The sequence below is a fragment of the Haemophilus parainfluenzae genome (assembly GCF_900638025.1).
Classification (GTDB): Bacteria; Pseudomonadota; Gammaproteobacteria; order Enterobacterales; family Pasteurellaceae; genus Haemophilus_D; species Haemophilus_D parainfluenzae_J.
The window spans coordinates 660,986-676,067 of sequence record NZ_LR134481.1 but is presented as its reverse complement, the minus strand read 5'-3'; the positions used below and the strand labels follow the sequence as shown (position 1 = coordinate 676,067).

General features: G+C 39.7%; 17 protein-coding genes. 6 read left to right on the top strand and 11 right to left on the bottom strand.

The genetic code is table 11. The annotated features are described in order from the left end of the window. Nucleotides 1–34: 34 nt before the first annotated feature. Nucleotides 35–1,789, bottom strand: coding sequence for a ShlB/FhaC/HecB family hemolysin secretion/activation protein (locus EL215_RS03430; RefSeq protein ID WP_126470196.1), 1,755 nt, complete (start codon nucleotides 1,787–1,789; stop codon nucleotides 35–37). A gap of 193 nt (nucleotides 1,790–1,982) precedes the next feature. Next, nucleotides 1,983–2,240, bottom strand: a complete 258-nt coding sequence (locus EL215_RS03425) for a PfkB family carbohydrate kinase (RefSeq protein WP_354669543.1) — start codon at nucleotides 2,238–2,240, stop codon at nucleotides 1,983–1,985. A gap of 152 nt (nucleotides 2,241–2,392) precedes the next feature. Between EL215_RS03425 and deoR the strand changes: the two genes are divergently transcribed. Beyond that, entirely contained in the window at nucleotides 2,393–3,127 is a 735-nt protein-coding gene (gene deoR, locus EL215_RS03420) for a DNA-binding transcriptional repressor DeoR (RefSeq protein ID WP_126471996.1), read from the top strand. A 39-nt stretch (nucleotides 3,128–3,166) separates the two neighbouring features. Continuing rightward, nucleotides 3,167–3,841, top strand: a complete 675-nt coding sequence (gene deoC, locus EL215_RS03415; RefSeq protein WP_126470194.1) for a deoxyribose-phosphate aldolase — start codon at nucleotides 3,167–3,169, stop codon at nucleotides 3,839–3,841. Nucleotides 3,842–3,907: 66 nt separating this feature from the next. On the opposite strand, the gene proS is transcribed toward deoC, so the two are convergent. From proS to truD, 6 genes are all read right to left on the bottom strand, one after another. Beyond that, nucleotides 3,908–5,623, bottom strand: coding sequence for a proline--tRNA ligase (gene proS, locus EL215_RS03410; RefSeq protein ID WP_126470192.1), 1,716 nt, complete (start codon nucleotides 5,621–5,623; stop codon nucleotides 3,908–3,910). 95 nt (nucleotides 5,624–5,718) lie between these two features. Continuing rightward, nucleotides 5,719–6,933: a murein hydrolase activator NlpD gene (nlpD, locus tag EL215_RS03405; protein WP_126470190.1), complete on the bottom strand. Its 1,215-nt coding sequence runs from the start codon at nucleotides 6,931–6,933 to the stop codon at nucleotides 5,719–5,721. Between the two features lie 31 nt (nucleotides 6,934–6,964). Beyond that, nucleotides 6,965–7,153 carry a hypothetical protein gene (locus tag EL215_RS03400; protein ID WP_126470188.1) on the bottom strand — a complete coding sequence of 63 codons (189 nt, stop codon included), beginning with the start codon at nucleotides 7,151–7,153 and terminating at the stop codon, nucleotides 6,965–6,967. A gap of 16 nt (nucleotides 7,154–7,169) precedes the next feature. Continuing rightward, nucleotides 7,170–7,745 carry a YqaA family protein gene (locus EL215_RS03395; protein ID WP_049357320.1) on the bottom strand — a complete coding sequence of 192 codons (576 nt, stop codon included), beginning with the start codon at nucleotides 7,743–7,745 and terminating at the stop codon, nucleotides 7,170–7,172. A 52-nt stretch (nucleotides 7,746–7,797) separates the two neighbouring features. Then, nucleotides 7,798–8,538: a 5'/3'-nucleotidase SurE gene (surE, locus tag EL215_RS03390; protein WP_126470186.1), complete on the bottom strand. Its 741-nt coding sequence runs from the start codon at nucleotides 8,536–8,538 to the stop codon at nucleotides 7,798–7,800. Next, on the bottom strand, nucleotides 8,538–9,560 hold the full coding sequence (gene truD / locus EL215_RS03385; RefSeq protein ID WP_126470184.1) for a tRNA pseudouridine(13) synthase TruD: 1,023 nt from the start codon (nucleotides 9,558–9,560) through the stop codon (nucleotides 8,538–8,540). Before truD ends, surE begins: the two co-directional genes overlap by 1 nt. Before the next feature lie 206 nt (nucleotides 9,561–9,766). Here truD and rraB point away from each other — a divergent pair, with 206 nt between their 5' ends. Genes rraB through slyD form a run of 3 tightly spaced genes read left to right on the top strand, consistent with a single transcriptional unit; the run spans nucleotide 9,767 to nucleotide 11,651 of the window. After that, nucleotides 9,767–10,195 (top strand): ribonuclease E inhibitor RraB, encoded by a 429-nt coding sequence (gene rraB, locus EL215_RS03380; RefSeq protein WP_126470181.1) that lies wholly within the window; start codon nucleotides 9,767–9,769, stop codon nucleotides 10,193–10,195. A 59-nt stretch (nucleotides 10,196–10,254) separates the two neighbouring features. Next, a complete protein-coding gene (locus EL215_RS03375) occupies nucleotides 10,255–10,968 on the top strand; it encodes an SIMPL domain-containing protein (RefSeq protein ID WP_126470179.1) in 714 nt (237 codons plus the stop codon). A gap of 44 nt (nucleotides 10,969–11,012) precedes the next feature. Continuing rightward, complete coding sequence (gene slyD / locus EL215_RS03370) at nucleotides 11,013–11,651, top strand: peptidylprolyl isomerase (protein ID WP_049357310.1); 639 nt, start codon at nucleotides 11,013–11,015, stop codon at nucleotides 11,649–11,651. A gap of 51 nt (nucleotides 11,652–11,702) precedes the next feature. Here slyD and EL215_RS03365 read toward each other — a convergent pair whose 3' ends face one another. From EL215_RS03365 to hslR, 3 genes are all read right to left on the bottom strand, one after another. Beyond that, complete coding sequence (locus tag EL215_RS03365) at nucleotides 11,703–12,260, bottom strand: TIGR00645 family protein (protein WP_049357308.1); 558 nt, start codon at nucleotides 12,258–12,260, stop codon at nucleotides 11,703–11,705. Nucleotides 12,261–12,340: 80 nt separating this feature from the next. Further along, a complete protein-coding gene (rmuC, locus tag EL215_RS03360; protein ID WP_049357306.1) occupies nucleotides 12,341–13,951 on the bottom strand; it encodes a DNA recombination protein RmuC in 1,611 nt (536 codons plus the stop codon). 116 nt (nucleotides 13,952–14,067) lie between these two features. Further along, nucleotides 14,068–14,463, bottom strand: coding sequence for a ribosome-associated heat shock protein Hsp15 (hslR, locus tag EL215_RS03355; protein ID WP_126470177.1), 396 nt, complete (start codon nucleotides 14,461–14,463; stop codon nucleotides 14,068–14,070). Between the two features lie 64 nt (nucleotides 14,464–14,527). Here hslR and nudE point away from each other — a divergent pair, with 64 nt between their 5' ends. Beyond that, complete coding sequence (gene nudE, locus EL215_RS03350) at nucleotides 14,528–15,076, top strand: ADP compounds hydrolase NudE (protein WP_126470175.1); 549 nt, start codon at nucleotides 14,528–14,530, stop codon at nucleotides 15,074–15,076. Nucleotides 15,077–15,082 lie beyond the last annotated feature (6 nt).

Here is a 15,082-nt window from a genome sequence, read left to right as displayed (position 1 = left end):
GAAACATCAATAACCAATGAAAGACAATCAGCCATTAAAAACTGTATCCAATATTAAAACCTGCTACCGCATCAGAGGTTCTAAAGCCCTCAGGCTTACGGATAGGTCTGCCAACAAAAACATCATAATAAAATCCACCGAAGCCACCTTTTAAGCCTAGCGCAGCACCCATTAAATGATGTCCAAGCTGTGATTCGGTTGACCAACCCATCACCCGTCCACCATCTAGGGCAAGATAAAGCTGATGCCCTTTCTGATTCACATTCCAAGCTAACTCGTTACGCCATAACCAACCTCGCTCACCGGACAAAGTTAACTCGCCATCAAAACCACGCACCGTATAACGCCCACCAATACTAAAACGGTCTTGGGCAATCAGAGGGGTTTTATTCCATTGAGCATTCCAACTACTTTGATATTGCCACGGTTGTTCACCTAACATAAATGGCTTGGTTAGCTCAATGGAGGCAGTCATTATTTTAGGGCGAGATGTACCTTCCCCCCAAAGCTCTTCAGGTGCTTCAATCGAGCCTCTTGCACCAGTGCCTCGCTTATAATTTGCCGATAGCTCAAGGGTTGCATCACCGATATATTCTTTATGAGAAATGCCTGCTTCCCATCCTGCCATACGACGTTTTTGTACCTCAATTTCTGCACCGTCAATATAATTTTGCGATTGGCGAGACCAAAACGAGCCTGAAATCGAAGTTTTACGTTTGCTGTCACGGTAAAGTAAATAAGAAAGTGTTGCCTTAGTGGTATTACTTTTACCAGCATACAGGTAGTTATTATTAAAAGCACCGAAGACTTCTTGATAGTAACGGTTATAGGTTTGTAAAGCAGAAAGTGTCCAATAACCAAACGGGATAGAATAGTAAAATGTGAGATTTTTTGTCGCACGCTTTCCGGCTTCGTCATCGCTACTTTTTAAACTGTGGGTGAAGCTGGTATAAAACAGGTCATTGGCTGAAAACAGATTATCTAAAGAGAGTGTACCTGAAGCTTGGTATTTACCTGTTGAAGTAGAGCCTGAATCATCTAAACCAAGATTAATACGGAAAGGGAATGCTTGTTGGTAGCTGATTTTAATATCGCTGACACCGACATCCGTTTCACTTGGTAATATCTCAATATTGGCTTCGGCGGTCGGAACACGCTTGAGATTTTCAAGGGATTGTTCAATCTCCCTCACATTTAAAACATCGCCTTTCGAAAAGGTAAGTCCTGTTAACGCATGCAAACGTGTGAAGCGGGGGACATTGCCACTGTCGGAAACTAATGTATTCCCCACCTTACCTGGAATCACCGTGAGTGTTAACGTCCCTGAACGCAAATCTTGCTCTTGGGTCACCACTCTTGTCGTAACATAACCTTTTTCAATGATACGATTTTGAATTTGCTTCATTAAAATACCTAAACCTTCACCGCCAAAACAGTGTGGTAAGATTAAGTTTAAATCATGAGCTGCTTTATCAAACGCCCATTGGAATTGGCTTTCAGAGGAAGTAGGCGTTGTGGAGTAATCGACGAGACTAATACGATGGACCGAGTAACAGGGGATTTCGTGGTTTGATAATGTCAATCTTTCATTATTGGTGGTATCTAAACGTACATCAGATTGAGATTGCAATATTTTATCTTGTGCTTGTTGAATGTGTTGCTGTCGTTGTTGTTGCGTTGCATCGATTTGATTTAAGCGAGAGAAGTTTGCAGTTTGATTAGCAAAAAGAGAATTAGGAAGGCAGGCAAATATCATTACCGAATAAATATACTGATGAACTACTTTCATATTTGTACTTAAGATGACAAAATTTATATGATTAATTTTATGCTATTTATAATTTATTATCAAATACTCGCTGAATTTAAAATGCTTCAATTAAATAATCTTATTTATTTTAAACATTAAATTAAAAAATAAAGCAACCCATTGCTGAGTTACTTATGTATGAAAGTAACATGAAGAAATCGGGATGCCGTGATTACTGCAAATTCTGTGCTCGAATGTTGGAATATCGTTGAAAGTTTTTTAATGTGTTATCAGCGAACAAATCATCTCCAACTTTTGTTAACATCATCACATTCGATCCTAACTTAGCAGCAGCTACTGCTTGATTAGCACCCTTACCTCCACATCCTATCTTGAAGCTAGGAGCTTCAAGTGTCTCACCCAACTTAGGCATCCGATCTATATATGTAATCAGATCAACCATATTTGAACCAATAACTGCAATATCCATACGACCTCCATTCTAGCTGTTAATAAAGTAACATTTTATTTAAACAATAGTATAATACTCAAAAAATGTTAAAAAAGTGACAAAGATCACAGTTCTAGAAAAAATTTTTGTGATATGATAACCAGGAAGAAAATAAGAAGTTCTACATGATGATGGATAGAAAAAGCAATACTCGACTAAAAAGCCTCGAATTCATATTAACGACAATGAGTTCGATAAAATTAAAAGATGCGGCAAATATATTAAATGTATCCGAAATGACCTTAAGAAGAGACTTAAATACAGAAGGATGTCCTTTAGTTTTACTGGGCGGCCACATCGTGAGAGATCCTAAAAATTATCATGAAACGAATTACTTAATTTTTGAACAAGAAACGAAAAACCTGAAAGAAAAAATGGTGGCTGGTAAACTGGCTGCGGATCTTGTTGAAAACGGTGATATTATTTTCTTTGATTGCGGTTCCTCTATTCCATTTATTGCATCACAAATTAGTTCAGAGATAAAATTCACCGCACTTTGTTGCTCGCTCAATACCTTTACTATATTAAAAGAGAAAAGCCATTGTGAGGTAATATTAGCGGGGGGAATTTACTCTAACCATAATTCATTTTTTACACCCGTCAATAATTCAGAAGTCGAATCAATACTCACGACAAAAGCTTTTATTTCGGCCGCTGGCGTCAGCAACGAATTTGGTGTCAGTTGTTTTAATTATGATGAAGCAAAAGTAAAAAAAATAGCAATGAAAAAAAGTAGAAAAAATATATTAGTTTTTGACCATACAAAAATAAATCAAGTAAAAAAAGCATATATTGGTGATTTAAACCAATTCGATTTACTGATATGTGATAAAGAATTACCTAAAAATTTTTATGCGAAAAAATAATTGTCCTTAATGAGACATAATTAAATCAGGAGAAAAAAGATGAATAGTAAACAATTAGCACAATATATTGATCACACTGCCCTTACTGCAGAAAAAACAGAACAGGATATTCTTAAACTCTGTGATGAAGCCATTCAATACGGCTTTTATTCCGTCTGCATTAATTCAGGTTATATTCCTTTAGCCAAAGAAAAACTTGCTGGCTCAAACGTTAAAATTTGTACGGTAGTCGGTTTTCCACTTGGTGCCAACTTATCCTCTGTCAAAGCGTTTGAAACCCAAGAAGCCATCAAAGCGGGTGCGGGTGAAATCGATATGGTAATTAATATCGGTTTGATTAAATCAAATAAATGGGATGCTGTAAAAGACGATATTCAAGCTGTATTAACCGCTTGTCATGGCGTGCCACTTAAAGTGATTTTAGAAACGTGCTTACTCACCAAAGAAGAAATCGTAAAAGCTTGTGAAATCTGTAAAGCATTGAGTGTGGCATTCGTTAAAACTTCAACGGGTTTCAATAAAGGCGGGGCAACCGTAGAAGATGTGGCATTAATGAAGAAAACGGTAGGCAACATTGGCGTGAAAGCCTCTGGCGGTATTCGTAATACTCAAACCGCCCTAGCGATGATTGAAGCAGGCGCTACTCGAATTGGCGCAAGCGCAGGCATTGCGATTGTAACGGGTGTTTCTGGTAATACCTCAAACAATTACTAATCGATAATAAAAAAGGAGATTGAAGTGGATGTCTCAATCTCCTTTTTTTCATCATCAAAGACTTAATTAAGCTTTAATTTGTCCTTTCAAAAAATCTAACAACTGCTCTTTTGCAATCATTTGTTTTTCACCGGTGCGACGATTTTTGTATTCGATTTCACCGTTTACAAGATTTTTCTCACCAATCACCACCATGTGTGGCACACCGATAAGTTCCATATCAGCAAACATCACACCAGGGCGTTCTTTACGATCATCAAAGATCACTTCTACACCTTGTGCTTGTAAAGTGCGGTACAATTCTTCGGCATATTCTTGAACGCTTTCAGATTTGTGCATATTCATTGGCACAACGGCTACAGTGAATGGTGCAATTTCATCTGTTGGCCACACAATACCGCGATCATCAAAATGTTGTTCAATCGCCGCAGCCACCACACGCGTTACACCAATACCGTAACATCCCATGGTGACGACCATTGGACGACCATCTTCACCTTGAACAGTTGCATTCATCGCTTCGGAGTATTTTTTACCTAATTGGAAAATGTGGCCGACTTCGATACCACGTTTAATCAATAAGGTACCTTTACCATCTGGGCTTGGATCACCTTCAACTACGTTACGAATATCCGCCACTTTTGGTAAAGCTACATCACGTTCCCAATTGATATTGAAGTAATGTTTACCATCAATGTTTGCACCTGCACTGAAATCAGACACTAATGCCACTGAACGGTCAATAATCACAGGAATATTGAGATTAACAGGGCCTAATGAACCCACACCTGCACCGATTTTGGCTTTGATAACCGCTTCGTCTGCAAACTCAAATGGTGAAGCCACTTCAGGTAATTTTTCTGCTTTAATTTCATTTAATTCATGGTCACCACGAATGACTAATGCCACCAACGGTTGCTCTTCGTTTGCCCCTTTTACAATTAAGGTTTTGACCGTTTTCTCAATTGGCAAATTGAATTGTTCCACCAACTCAGCAATTGTTTTGGCATTTGGCGTATCAACTAATTCCATCGCTTTCGTTGGCGCGGCGCGCTCACCAATTGCCACCGCTTCCGCTAGTTCGATGTTTGCAGCGTAATCCGATTCTGTAGAGAAAATCACATCATCCTCACCGCTGTTTGCTAGCACTTGGAATTCATGTGATGCACTACCACCGATAGAACCGGTATCCGCTTGTACTGCACGGAAATCTAAACCTAAGCGATTGAAAATATTGCTATAAGTTTGGTACATCACATCATAAGTTTGTTGCAAGCTAGCATGATCCGCATGGAAAGAATACGCATCTTTCATGATAAATTCACGCGAACGCATTACACCAAAACGAGGACGCACTTCATCACGGAATTTGGTTTGAATTTGGTATAAATTGATCGGAAGTTGTTTGTATGATGACACTTCGCGACGAACTAAATCCGTAATCACTTCTTCATGTGTTGGACCCAATACAAAGTTACGGTTTCCGCGATCCACAAAACGTAGTAATTCTGGGCCATATTGTTCCCAACGGCCTGATTCCTCCCATAATTCTGCTGGTTGCACTACTGGCATTTGGATTTCCAGTGCGCCACTTTTATCCATTTCTTCACGAATGATTTTTTCTACTTTACGAAGCACACGCCAGCCGGTTGGCATCCAGTTATAGAGACCAGAAGCAAGAGGACGAATCATCCCCGCACGAAGCATTAATTGATGGCTCACAATAGCCGCTTCAGCTGGGGTTTCTTTTAATGTTGAGAATAAATATTGACTTGTACGCATTGAATTAACCTTAGATTCTAAGCATTGAGAAAAAATTGGTAAGAGTATAACAAAAAGTGCGGTCATTTTTAACCGCACTTTTTTCTGAGAAAAGATTATCTTCTCGGTAAGTATCTAACTGGATCCACAGATTTACCTTTATAACGGATCTCGAAGTGAAGTTTCACAGCATTGGTTCCTGTGCTACCCATTTTCGCAATCTCTTGACCCGCTTTCACTTCTTGTTGATCGCTCACAAGGATCTTGTCGTTGTGCGCATAAGCACTTAAGAAATCATCGTTATGTTTGATGATGATTAAGTTACCATAGCCACGTAATGCGTTACCCGCATAAACAACTCGACCACTCGCCGCAGCTTTAACCGCTTGGCCGCGAGAACCGCTGATATCAACCCCTTTATTGCCACCATCGGTATTAGAGAAACCTTGAATCACGTTACCTTGGGTTGGCCATTGCCACGCAATATTGGACGCAATAGGCGCGACAACATTCGCATTAACAGGCATATTATTTGTGGTCGCCACTTGTGTGGTAGTCGTCGTTGCTGGCATGCTCGGTGTATTGGTATAAACGGGTGCTGAAACTGCACCACCTACGCCGGATTTAATCGGACCAATCACCGTACCATCAGAACCAATTTGTGTGCCATTAGCACCTGGTGTATAAGTTACTTCTGGCTCAGCAGGTGCCGCTGGTGCGGTGGTTTTCACTGGAACCGTTGTGGTGATTGTTTTAGTTGAACAATTTGAAATTTTTAACGTTTGGCCCACACTTAAGCTATAAGGTTCTTTCATATTGTTCATGCTCGCCAAATCTTTTACGTCCATACCCGTTAAGTAAGCGATTAAGAACATGGTATCGCCTTTATTTACTTTATAGGTATTTCCTTTGTATGAACCTTTTTGAATTTGGCTGTAATCTGGTGCGTTGGTATTTGGATTACGCGGCACGTTAATTGCGCCAGAGCTGGTGCAATCAGAAACCGTTTTGGTTACTGTTTTTGTTTGCGGTTGAACCGGAGCTGGAGCAGGCTGTGGTTGAGTTGCTGTAGACTGTTGTACCGGCTGATAAGTCGGTTGGAAACGTGGTTGTGGTGCTTGAGTTCCCGTTGGTACACTGCTGCCCATTGTGCTTGGCATGGTATTTCGTTGAATTTCTGGCTGCCATGTACCGCTAGAATTATTATCGACAGGTTGCATTACACCAGGAGAAAGGGTGCCATCCACATTTTCGATTGGTGCAGGACTATTGGAACTACAAGCTGTTAAAATAGCGATACTCACAGGGAGCAATAAAAACGATTTTTTCATTTATTCTTCCTTTGATATTAAATTTATTTCTTTATTTCATTTGATTTGGCATCGAATTCTTTTCAATTTCCGGCATGAAGCTACCACCGGCAACGGCTCCCGTTCCTTCTACTGGTTGCATAATACCATCGGGTAATGCATCGGGATCTTGTTTTTTCGGCTCTCCCGTACAAGCTGAAATCAGCAATGCACTCGAGATAATAAAGCATAATTTATTCATAAAAAAGGTCATCCTGTTATTTTAAAATAATATAAATGATCACAGCTAAAGCAACGACACTCCAACCAATGACTTCAATGGATTTACGTAATTTCGCGGCGAATTTTTCTCCGCCCCATGCGGCGAGTTTTGCCACTAAAATAAAACGAGCAAAACGCGACACAAATGCGGTAATCACAAAGGGGATAAACGCCATTTGCATTACACCGGCGCAAATGGTGAAAACTTTATAAGGAATCGGGCTAAAACCGGCCACAAAGACCACTAACACGCCCCATTCTTTAAACCATTCCATAGCTTGTTCCCAAGCAGCCTGGTAGCCCCATTGTTGAATATAACCTTGAACCCAATCAAAGGCATAATAGCCGATAGCATAACCAATCATTCCCCCCACTACAGAAGCGACCGCTGTATAAAGCGCAAAACGAAACGCACTTTTCGGTTTTGACATTGACATTGGAATCAACATCACATCGGGTGGAATTGGAAAGAAAATAGCTTCAATAAAACTCACAAAGGATAACCAAAACACGGCAAAGCGATGTTTTGACCATTGCATCGTTTTATCGTACATCGCACCAAAAATATTCATTCACTTATCCTTCATGGGTTCAATGGGGAAAAATTCGTTTCAAAATGGCACATTATTCACTTTCCAGCCAATCTTGTAAAGCAGCAATTGACTGATGAGCCGTAAGATCGGCTTGAATTGGCGTAATGGAAACATAACCATTTTTTACCGCATGGAAATCTGTTCCTTCACCATCATATTCCGGCAAACCTGACGGACCAATCCAATAGATATTTTCGCCTCGAGGATCTTCTTGTTTAATCACTTCAGCTGCAGATGTGCGATAGCCTAAATGACAGACTTTGATGCCTTTAAGTTCTTCGTAGGGCAAATCTGGCACATTAATATTGATCACTTCGCGTTTATTCAATAATTGAGGATGTAATTTCAGAATTAAATTACACACTACGCGAGCGGCTGTTTCATAATGCTGACGACCATCTAAAGAGACGGCAATGGCTGGCAATCCTAAATGACGCCCTTCCAATGCTGCGGCCAAAGTACCGGAATAAATCGTATCATCCCCCATATTACAACCCGCATTAATACCTGATACCACAAGATCCACTTGACCAGATAAAAAACCATTTAAGGCCAAATGCACACAATCTGCAGGAGTGCCATTCACGCAGTAATCACCGCAATCTAAATGACGAGGGCGAAGCGGCTCAACAAGTGTTAATGAGCTTGATGCTGCGCTGCGATTCCGATCCGGCGCGACGATCACCACATCGGCAATTTTTCGTAATTCTTTTGCTAAAACTTGAATCCCTTCGGCGTGAAAACCGTCATCATTACTGACTAAAATTCGCATTATTCTTCTTCCTTAATATTCACTAACTCTCGCACCAATGCAGTGGCATAACTTCCTGCCGGCAAATAAAATGAGAGCTTCAATCCTTCTTCAACAAACGACCAATGGAAATCCTTTGTCTGCATCAATAAAGGGCGGCGAGCGGCTTTCATTCGTTCTTGTTTCATTAATTCTTGGAAAACCTGGTGTTCTAAAACCACTTGATTTTCGACCGCACTTGCAGATAAATTTTCTTCGCCAATTAAAGGCGCAGTCAATAAAATATCTTGCTCGTTTAAACGTTGCTGTAAAACCGCTAAATCTTCATTTTCATCGGCCTTAAACCAACTGTGCGATCCGTTTAATTGCACAATATCGTCTCTTAGAACCTGATCTGCCACATTTTGTTTAATTCGTTCTGCCACAACTAAATTAAAAATTTCGCTACGAGCCGCTGAAAGGTAAAAACTGCGTTTTTTACGATCTTTGACCTTAATCTCTCCTTTCGCCCAATGAATCGCTTGAGTCAGATTATGACCATCACGCCCAAAACGTTGTTCGGTGAAGTAGTTAGGGAAACCATATTTCGCCACAAAATTTAAGCGTTCGTTTAACTCATCACTTTCTTTTCCACCGCGCAATAAAATCTCAAAGGCATTTCCTTGAAGACTACCCGTGCGAATTTTACGATTGTGGCGAGTGACATCTAAAATCTCGACGCCTTCTAATTGAAATTGGCTAAAATCAGGCGTTTCTTTCCCCGGCATTTGCAAACAAAACCATTGTTCTGTAATGCCATGACGATCTTTTAAACCTGCATACCCCATATTTCGATCAGAAATACCCGCAAACTTGGCAAGTTTTTCGCCCACAAACAACGTATTACAATCCGTTTTACGAATTTTTACCGCCACAAATTCGCCTTCACCTGACATTTCATAGCCCAGATCTTCTTTAACAATAAAATCAGCAAATTCTTGCTTTAAAAGTGCGGTTGTTTTTGGTGGTGTTTTTAAGGTGAAGTAAGGGAGATGTTTGACCATTTTTTTCGTTCTAAAATAAGAAAGCCCAACTTTTTTCGCTGCAATAAATAGCGTGATCAGCTGGGCATGTTAAGCACAATTTATTTGCCTAGAATTTTAACCTTTCCGCCCCCTCAAGGCAAACTGAAATGAGCATAAATTTTTAGCGACATTTTCATCTTTATCCCCTACAATGACCGTACTTTTTCTGACAAAAGGAATGCCTTATGACGAACTTTAACGAACTCCAAGAAGAAACCCGTGAAATCATTACGGATTTATTAAATGACGGTAGCGATCCGGATGCCCTTTATATTATCGAACATCACATCGCCCATTATGATTTTGATATCTTAGAAAAAATTGCCGTGGATGCTTTCAAAGCGGGCTATGAAGTGTCAGAAGCAGAAGAATTTGAAGATGAAAATGGCAAGGTCATTTTCTGTTTTGACATTATCAGTGAAGTAGAATTAAAACCTGAAATTATTGATGCACAACAAAAAGAAATTTTACCATTAGTAGAAAAATACAAAGGCATTTATGATGGCTGGGGCACGTATTTCGAAGATCCGAATGCCAAGGATGATGAATACGGTAACGATGGTGAATTTTTTGACGATGAAGATGTCGAAGATAGTGATGAACGTTTACATTAATAATCACAAGGGCGTATCAAACGCCCTTAATTTTTATTCCAACCTAGGTTAAATAAAAAATGAAACTCAAAGCACTTTTTTTGGCATTGCTTGCCTTACCTATCACTTCTTTTGCTTCAGAAGCCGTATCTCATCAACCAACGGATGTTAGCTTTAGTGTTGAAGTAGAAAAAGAAGTAGAACGTGATTTATTGCAAGTGTCCCTTTTTTACCAAGCGGAAGGCAATGATTTATCCGCGCTCAATAAAAGCATGGCGGAAAAAATGAATAAAGCCATTGATCTCGCAAAAGCACAAAGCGCGGTTGAAATTAAGGACAATTCTCGTAATACTTGGATTCGCTATGATAATAAAGGCAAACAACAAGGCTGGATTACGCGTGCAGAATTAACCTTAGAAAGTAAAGATTCTCAAGTGTTATCAACCTTAGTGCATGAATTAGATGGCGTATTAGCCATTGATCGCGTAAACGCGTCTATTTCACGTGAGAAATTAAATAGCTTAGAAAATGAATTAACCAAAGAAGCTTTAGCGAAAGTTAAAGATAAAGCACTCTTAATTCAAGAATCTTTGCAAATGAAAGGTTATCACACACAAAGCCTTGAGGTGTCTTCTGCCAATGATTCCGCAAATGATTTTCGCCCTTATGCTGCAGAGGCAATGATGGCAAAAAGTTTCTCTTACTCAGATCAAAAAGATGAAACTTACACTCAAAGTGGCAAAGAGAAAATTAAAGTCAGTGTGAATGCACGAATTGCATTGCTTAAAGAATAATTTTCTATACAATGAATGACGATTTTTTTAATAAGGAAAACAAGATGAAAGTAGCAAAAAATACGGTTGTGAGTATCGCTTACCAAGTACGTACTCAAGACGGTGTATTAGTTGATGAAGCACCAGCAAATCAACCATTAGAATATTTACAAGGCCACAATAACTTAATCATTGGTCTTGAAAATGCCTTAGAAGGTAAAGACGTTGGCGACAAATTTGAAGTGCGTGTTCAACCAGAAGAAGGCTACGGCGAATACAATGAAAACATGGTTCAACGTGTACCAAAAGAGGTATTCCAAGGTGTAGATGAAGTGGTGGTTGGTATGCGTTTCTTAGCTGACACAGATATCGGCCCTGTTCCTGTTGTGATCACGGAAGTCGATGGCGATGAAGTGGTGGTTGATGGTAACCACATGTTAGCGGGCCAAGAATTACACTTCACTGTTGAAGTTGTTGGTACTCGTGAAGCAACATTAGAAGAAATTGCTCACGGTCATGTACATGGCGCACATGATCACCACCACCATCATGATGACGAAGATGGTCACGGCTGCGGTTGTGGTAGTCACGGTCATCATCACCATGATCACGATCATGGACACGGCGGTTGCTGTGGCGGTGGTCATAAACACGATCATGATCACGGACACGGTCATGGTGGCTGTGGTTGTGGCGGTCACTAATCTTAATCTAGAGACAAAAAAAGTGCGGTCAAGTTTGATCGCATTTTTTTATTAATGATTTTTATGGCTTGTACTGTAGAGAATTTTGTCGGTATAAGCCATCGCAATCGCAGAGAGCAAGAAAGCTAAATGAATAATCACTTCCCACATAATCGTTTTTTCAGAAATTTTTGAGGCATTCACAAAGGTTTGCAATAAGTGGATAGACGAAATGCTGATAATTGACATAGAAAGTTTGACTTTCAGCACGGTCGCATTCACATGGCTCATCCATTCAGGTTGGTCTGGATGGTTTTTCGTGCGCAGTTTTGAAACGAAAATCTCATAACCACCTAATGTTACCATGACTAATAAGTTAGCAATCATTACCACATCAATGAGATTGAGTACGGCAAGCATAATGGTGTCTGCATCCATTTCATTGACATTGGTGATAAGATACCACAAGTTTTTCATAAACTTGTAGGCATAGATACCTTGAACAACAATTAAACCTAAATAAATAGGCACTTGTAACCAACGACTTGCAAAAATTGTTTTGCTTAGAAAACTAGTCTGTTCGTTATATTTTGCACATGGATCCGTGATGTCTTTTTGTTCCGTAGCCATAAAATTCCTCACAAATAAAATTAAAATAAAAAAGCGGCAAGAAAATAGCCACTTTTAAAGAAAAATTCAACAGATATATTTTATTTTTCTTCATTATCCATAGTAATAAGGGATAGGCGCGTGAAATCCACGTCATTATTGAGCAATTCAACGTTTGGCATGCTCTTGTTAGCTTTCGCTGATAAGTCTTTAAACCGTTCCACTTTCCCCACTAAACCTTGCTGTCCTACAAGAGCAGTGACAGTGCTGTTGTATTGATTGCTCACGGTAGAAAGGGTATTCCCCAGTTTGTTTAAACGTTCTGCCACCAGGCAAATCTGGTTGTAAATTTCGCCTGCTTTTTCTGCGATTTCTCTAGCCTCCGCATTACCGCGCTCAATACGCCACAAATTCGCCACAGTACGTAAAATTGGCATGAGGGTCGTGTGCGAAACCATAATCACATTTTTCTCGTAGCCATAATTAAACAGACTTGGGTCTAATTTTAAGGCTTCAATATAAGCAGGTTCCACAGCGATGAACATCAAGACAAAATTAGGACTGCGCATGCCAATTAAATTGCTATAATCCTTGCGATGCAAGTCATCAATGTGATTTTTCAGGGCTTTAATATGCTCCCTTAGTAAACGCTCACGTTCAAATTCATCCTCAGAATTAACCGCACTTTCGTAAGCATTCAATGACATTTTGCTATCAATAATAATATTTTTCTCATCAGGTAAATTGAGCACAAAATCAGGATAGTTTCGTCCGCCTTGTTCATCTTTAAAATAGGCTTGTGCACTGTAATGCACGTTTTCAATCAAGCCTGCCAACTGAAGTGCGCGTTCTAGTTGTACTTCTCCCCAGTTGCCTAAGGTTTTCTTTTCACCTTTTAATGCCGAAGTTAAATTATTGGCTTCTTGCGACATATTTAAGCCAATTTCCAATACCTTTTTGATTTCCGCTTCTAAGCCCGCATTGCCTTTTACAGATTCTGAATGGATTTCATTGACTCGTTTTTGGAAGCCTTCGATTTGTTCTCGGAAAGGCTTCAACAAGGTTTCCAATGCGGTTTGATTGGTTTGATTAAAGGATTGGCTTTTTTCTTCCAAAATGCGGTTAGCCAGATTTTGGAATTCCACGCCTAGCTGTTGTTTGGATTGCTCAATATGCTGTTGCTGTTCGGCAAAATGCTTTTCTTTTTCGGAAAGGGTGGTTTTGAGCTCCGTTAATTCTTGTGAAAGTGCGGTCAATTTTTCCTGTGTTTTTTGCTGCTCTTGTTCTTTTCGTAGTACATTTTCTTGCGCTTGTTGTAATTGACCTTGCAAGCTTTCGGCTTGTGCGGATGCGATCCCAAAGCGTTCTTTTAATGCGGTGATTTGTCCACCAATTTGATCGTGTCGGCGCTGTTCTTCATCCAATTCTTTTTCTAAATATTGGATTTTTTCATCACGTTCATTAAGGCGAGTTTGCAAGCCTTCCGCATGCGTTTGGGATTTAACGGCTTGTTGTTCTAGTTGATTTTTAACCGCACTTAAGGAGTCAAAACGCCCAGCTAATTGATTGTAATCGCCGATGGTTTTATTGAGGTCTTGTTGTAATTCTTGCGTATCTCGTTTGCTGCGGCTTAATAGAAAAAGTATCACAATGCTGATAAAAACCAGCACGGCAATGATGATTAAATATTGATTAGACGTGAGTTCTGACATAAATAAGCTCCTGGAAACAGAAAAATTTTAGCATATTCCCAGGAGCTTTTTAAAAATTAAAATGGTTTCAGACAGATAAAAAAAGTGCAAATCACCTTGATCTGCATTTTTATTTTCTAGTATTCATCTTGGTGTTTAAATTTCAATAAATCTCGACGTTCTTTTTTGTTTGGACGACGATCAGGATGTGGCATTGAAAGTGCATTATTTTTTCTTGCCCATGCCATTTCTTCGCGTTTTTTCACACTCTGAGCCGTTTCTTGGTAAAGTAGTTGTGCCTCGGGAGCACCACGGCGTTGGTCATTCAACGCAATCACTTCAATTTCTTTTTCATCACTGCCTTGACGTAACTTAATCATGGCACCGATTTCTACATTTTTACTTACTTTGGCTCGTTGACCGTTGTAATGGACTTTTCCCCCCTCAATCATCGCTTTCGCGATGCTACGAGTTTTGTAAAAACGTGCCGCCCAAAGCCATTTATCTAATCGTACTTCGTTATTTTCTACCATAACTCTTCCTATTTCTCTCACTTTGCGTATGATGAGTCAATGACAAGATAATAGGGCTAATATCATGAAAAAACAACTTCCATATATTCTTTCCATTTCCACCGTGGCAAAATCTCGCCTGTTTGAAATTCAAGCTGTTGATCTCAAATTCTCCAATGGAATTGACCGTACTTACGAACGTTTTCGCCCTTTCAATCGAGATTCAGTCATGGTGATTGCAATTGATGGAGAGGATCTGCTCCTGGTTCGCGAATATGCTGTTGGAACGGAACAATATGAATTAGGTTTTGTAAAAGGTGGAATGGATACAGGGGAAACACCCGAACAAAGTGCGAATCGCGAATTGCAGGAAGAAATTGGCTTTGGGGCAAAAATATGGACATTTTTACGCACGATGAAGATCAATCCACAAATCATGGGGCATAAAATGCACGTTTTATTAGGTGAAGATTTATATCCAAATCAACTGGAAGGAGATGAACCAGAGCCATTAGAAATCGTGCGTTACCCTTTATCTCAACTTGACACATTGTTGGTGAGTGACGAATTTAATGAGGCGAGAAACTTAACCGCACTTTATACCTTACGAGATTATTTAAAAAAACGTAAATAACTCGAA

Excerpts from the sequence above, each read along its gene's own strand:
- EL215_RS03430 (WP_126470196.1), bottom strand. The coding sequence starts at position 1,789 with ATGAAAGTAGTTCATCAGTATATTTATTCGGTAATGATATTTGCCTGC.
- EL215_RS03425 (WP_354669543.1), bottom strand. The coding sequence starts at position 2,240 with ATGGATATTGCAGTTATTGGTTCAAATATGGTTGATCTGATTACATAT.
- deoR (WP_126471996.1), top strand. The coding sequence starts at position 2,393 with ATGGATAGAAAAAGCAATACTCGACTAAAAAGCCTCGAATTCATATTA.
- deoC (WP_126470194.1), top strand. The coding sequence starts at position 3,167 with ATGAATAGTAAACAATTAGCACAATATATTGATCACACTGCCCTTACT.
- proS (WP_126470192.1), bottom strand. The coding sequence starts at position 5,623 with ATGCGTACAAGTCAATATTTATTCTCAACATTAAAAGAAACCCCAGCT.
- nlpD (WP_126470190.1), bottom strand. The coding sequence starts at position 6,933 with ATGAAAAAATCGTTTTTATTGCTCCCTGTGAGTATCGCTATTTTAACA.
- EL215_RS03400 (WP_126470188.1), bottom strand. The coding sequence starts at position 7,153 with ATGAATAAATTATGCTTTATTATCTCGAGTGCATTGCTGATTTCAGCT.
- EL215_RS03395 (WP_049357320.1), bottom strand. The coding sequence starts at position 7,745 with ATGAATATTTTTGGTGCGATGTACGATAAAACGATGCAATGGTCAAAA.
- surE (WP_126470186.1), bottom strand. The coding sequence starts at position 8,538 with ATGCGAATTTTAGTCAGTAATGATGACGGTTTTCACGCCGAAGGGATT.
- truD (WP_126470184.1), bottom strand. The coding sequence starts at position 9,560 with ATGGTCAAACATCTCCCTTACTTCACCTTAAAAACACCACCAAAAACA.
- rraB (WP_126470181.1), top strand. The coding sequence starts at position 9,767 with ATGACGAACTTTAACGAACTCCAAGAAGAAACCCGTGAAATCATTACG.
- EL215_RS03375 (WP_126470179.1), top strand. The coding sequence starts at position 10,255 with ATGAAACTCAAAGCACTTTTTTTGGCATTGCTTGCCTTACCTATCACT.
- slyD (WP_049357310.1), top strand. The coding sequence starts at position 11,013 with ATGAAAGTAGCAAAAAATACGGTTGTGAGTATCGCTTACCAAGTACGT.
- EL215_RS03365 (WP_049357308.1), bottom strand. The coding sequence starts at position 12,260 with ATGGCTACGGAACAAAAAGACATCACGGATCCATGTGCAAAATATAAC.
- rmuC (WP_049357306.1), bottom strand. The coding sequence starts at position 13,951 with ATGTCAGAACTCACGTCTAATCAATATTTAATCATCATTGCCGTGCTG.
- hslR (WP_126470177.1), bottom strand. The coding sequence starts at position 14,463 with ATGGTAGAAAATAACGAAGTACGATTAGATAAATGGCTTTGGGCGGCA.
- nudE (WP_126470175.1), top strand. The coding sequence starts at position 14,528 with ATGAAAAAACAACTTCCATATATTCTTTCCATTTCCACCGTGGCAAAA.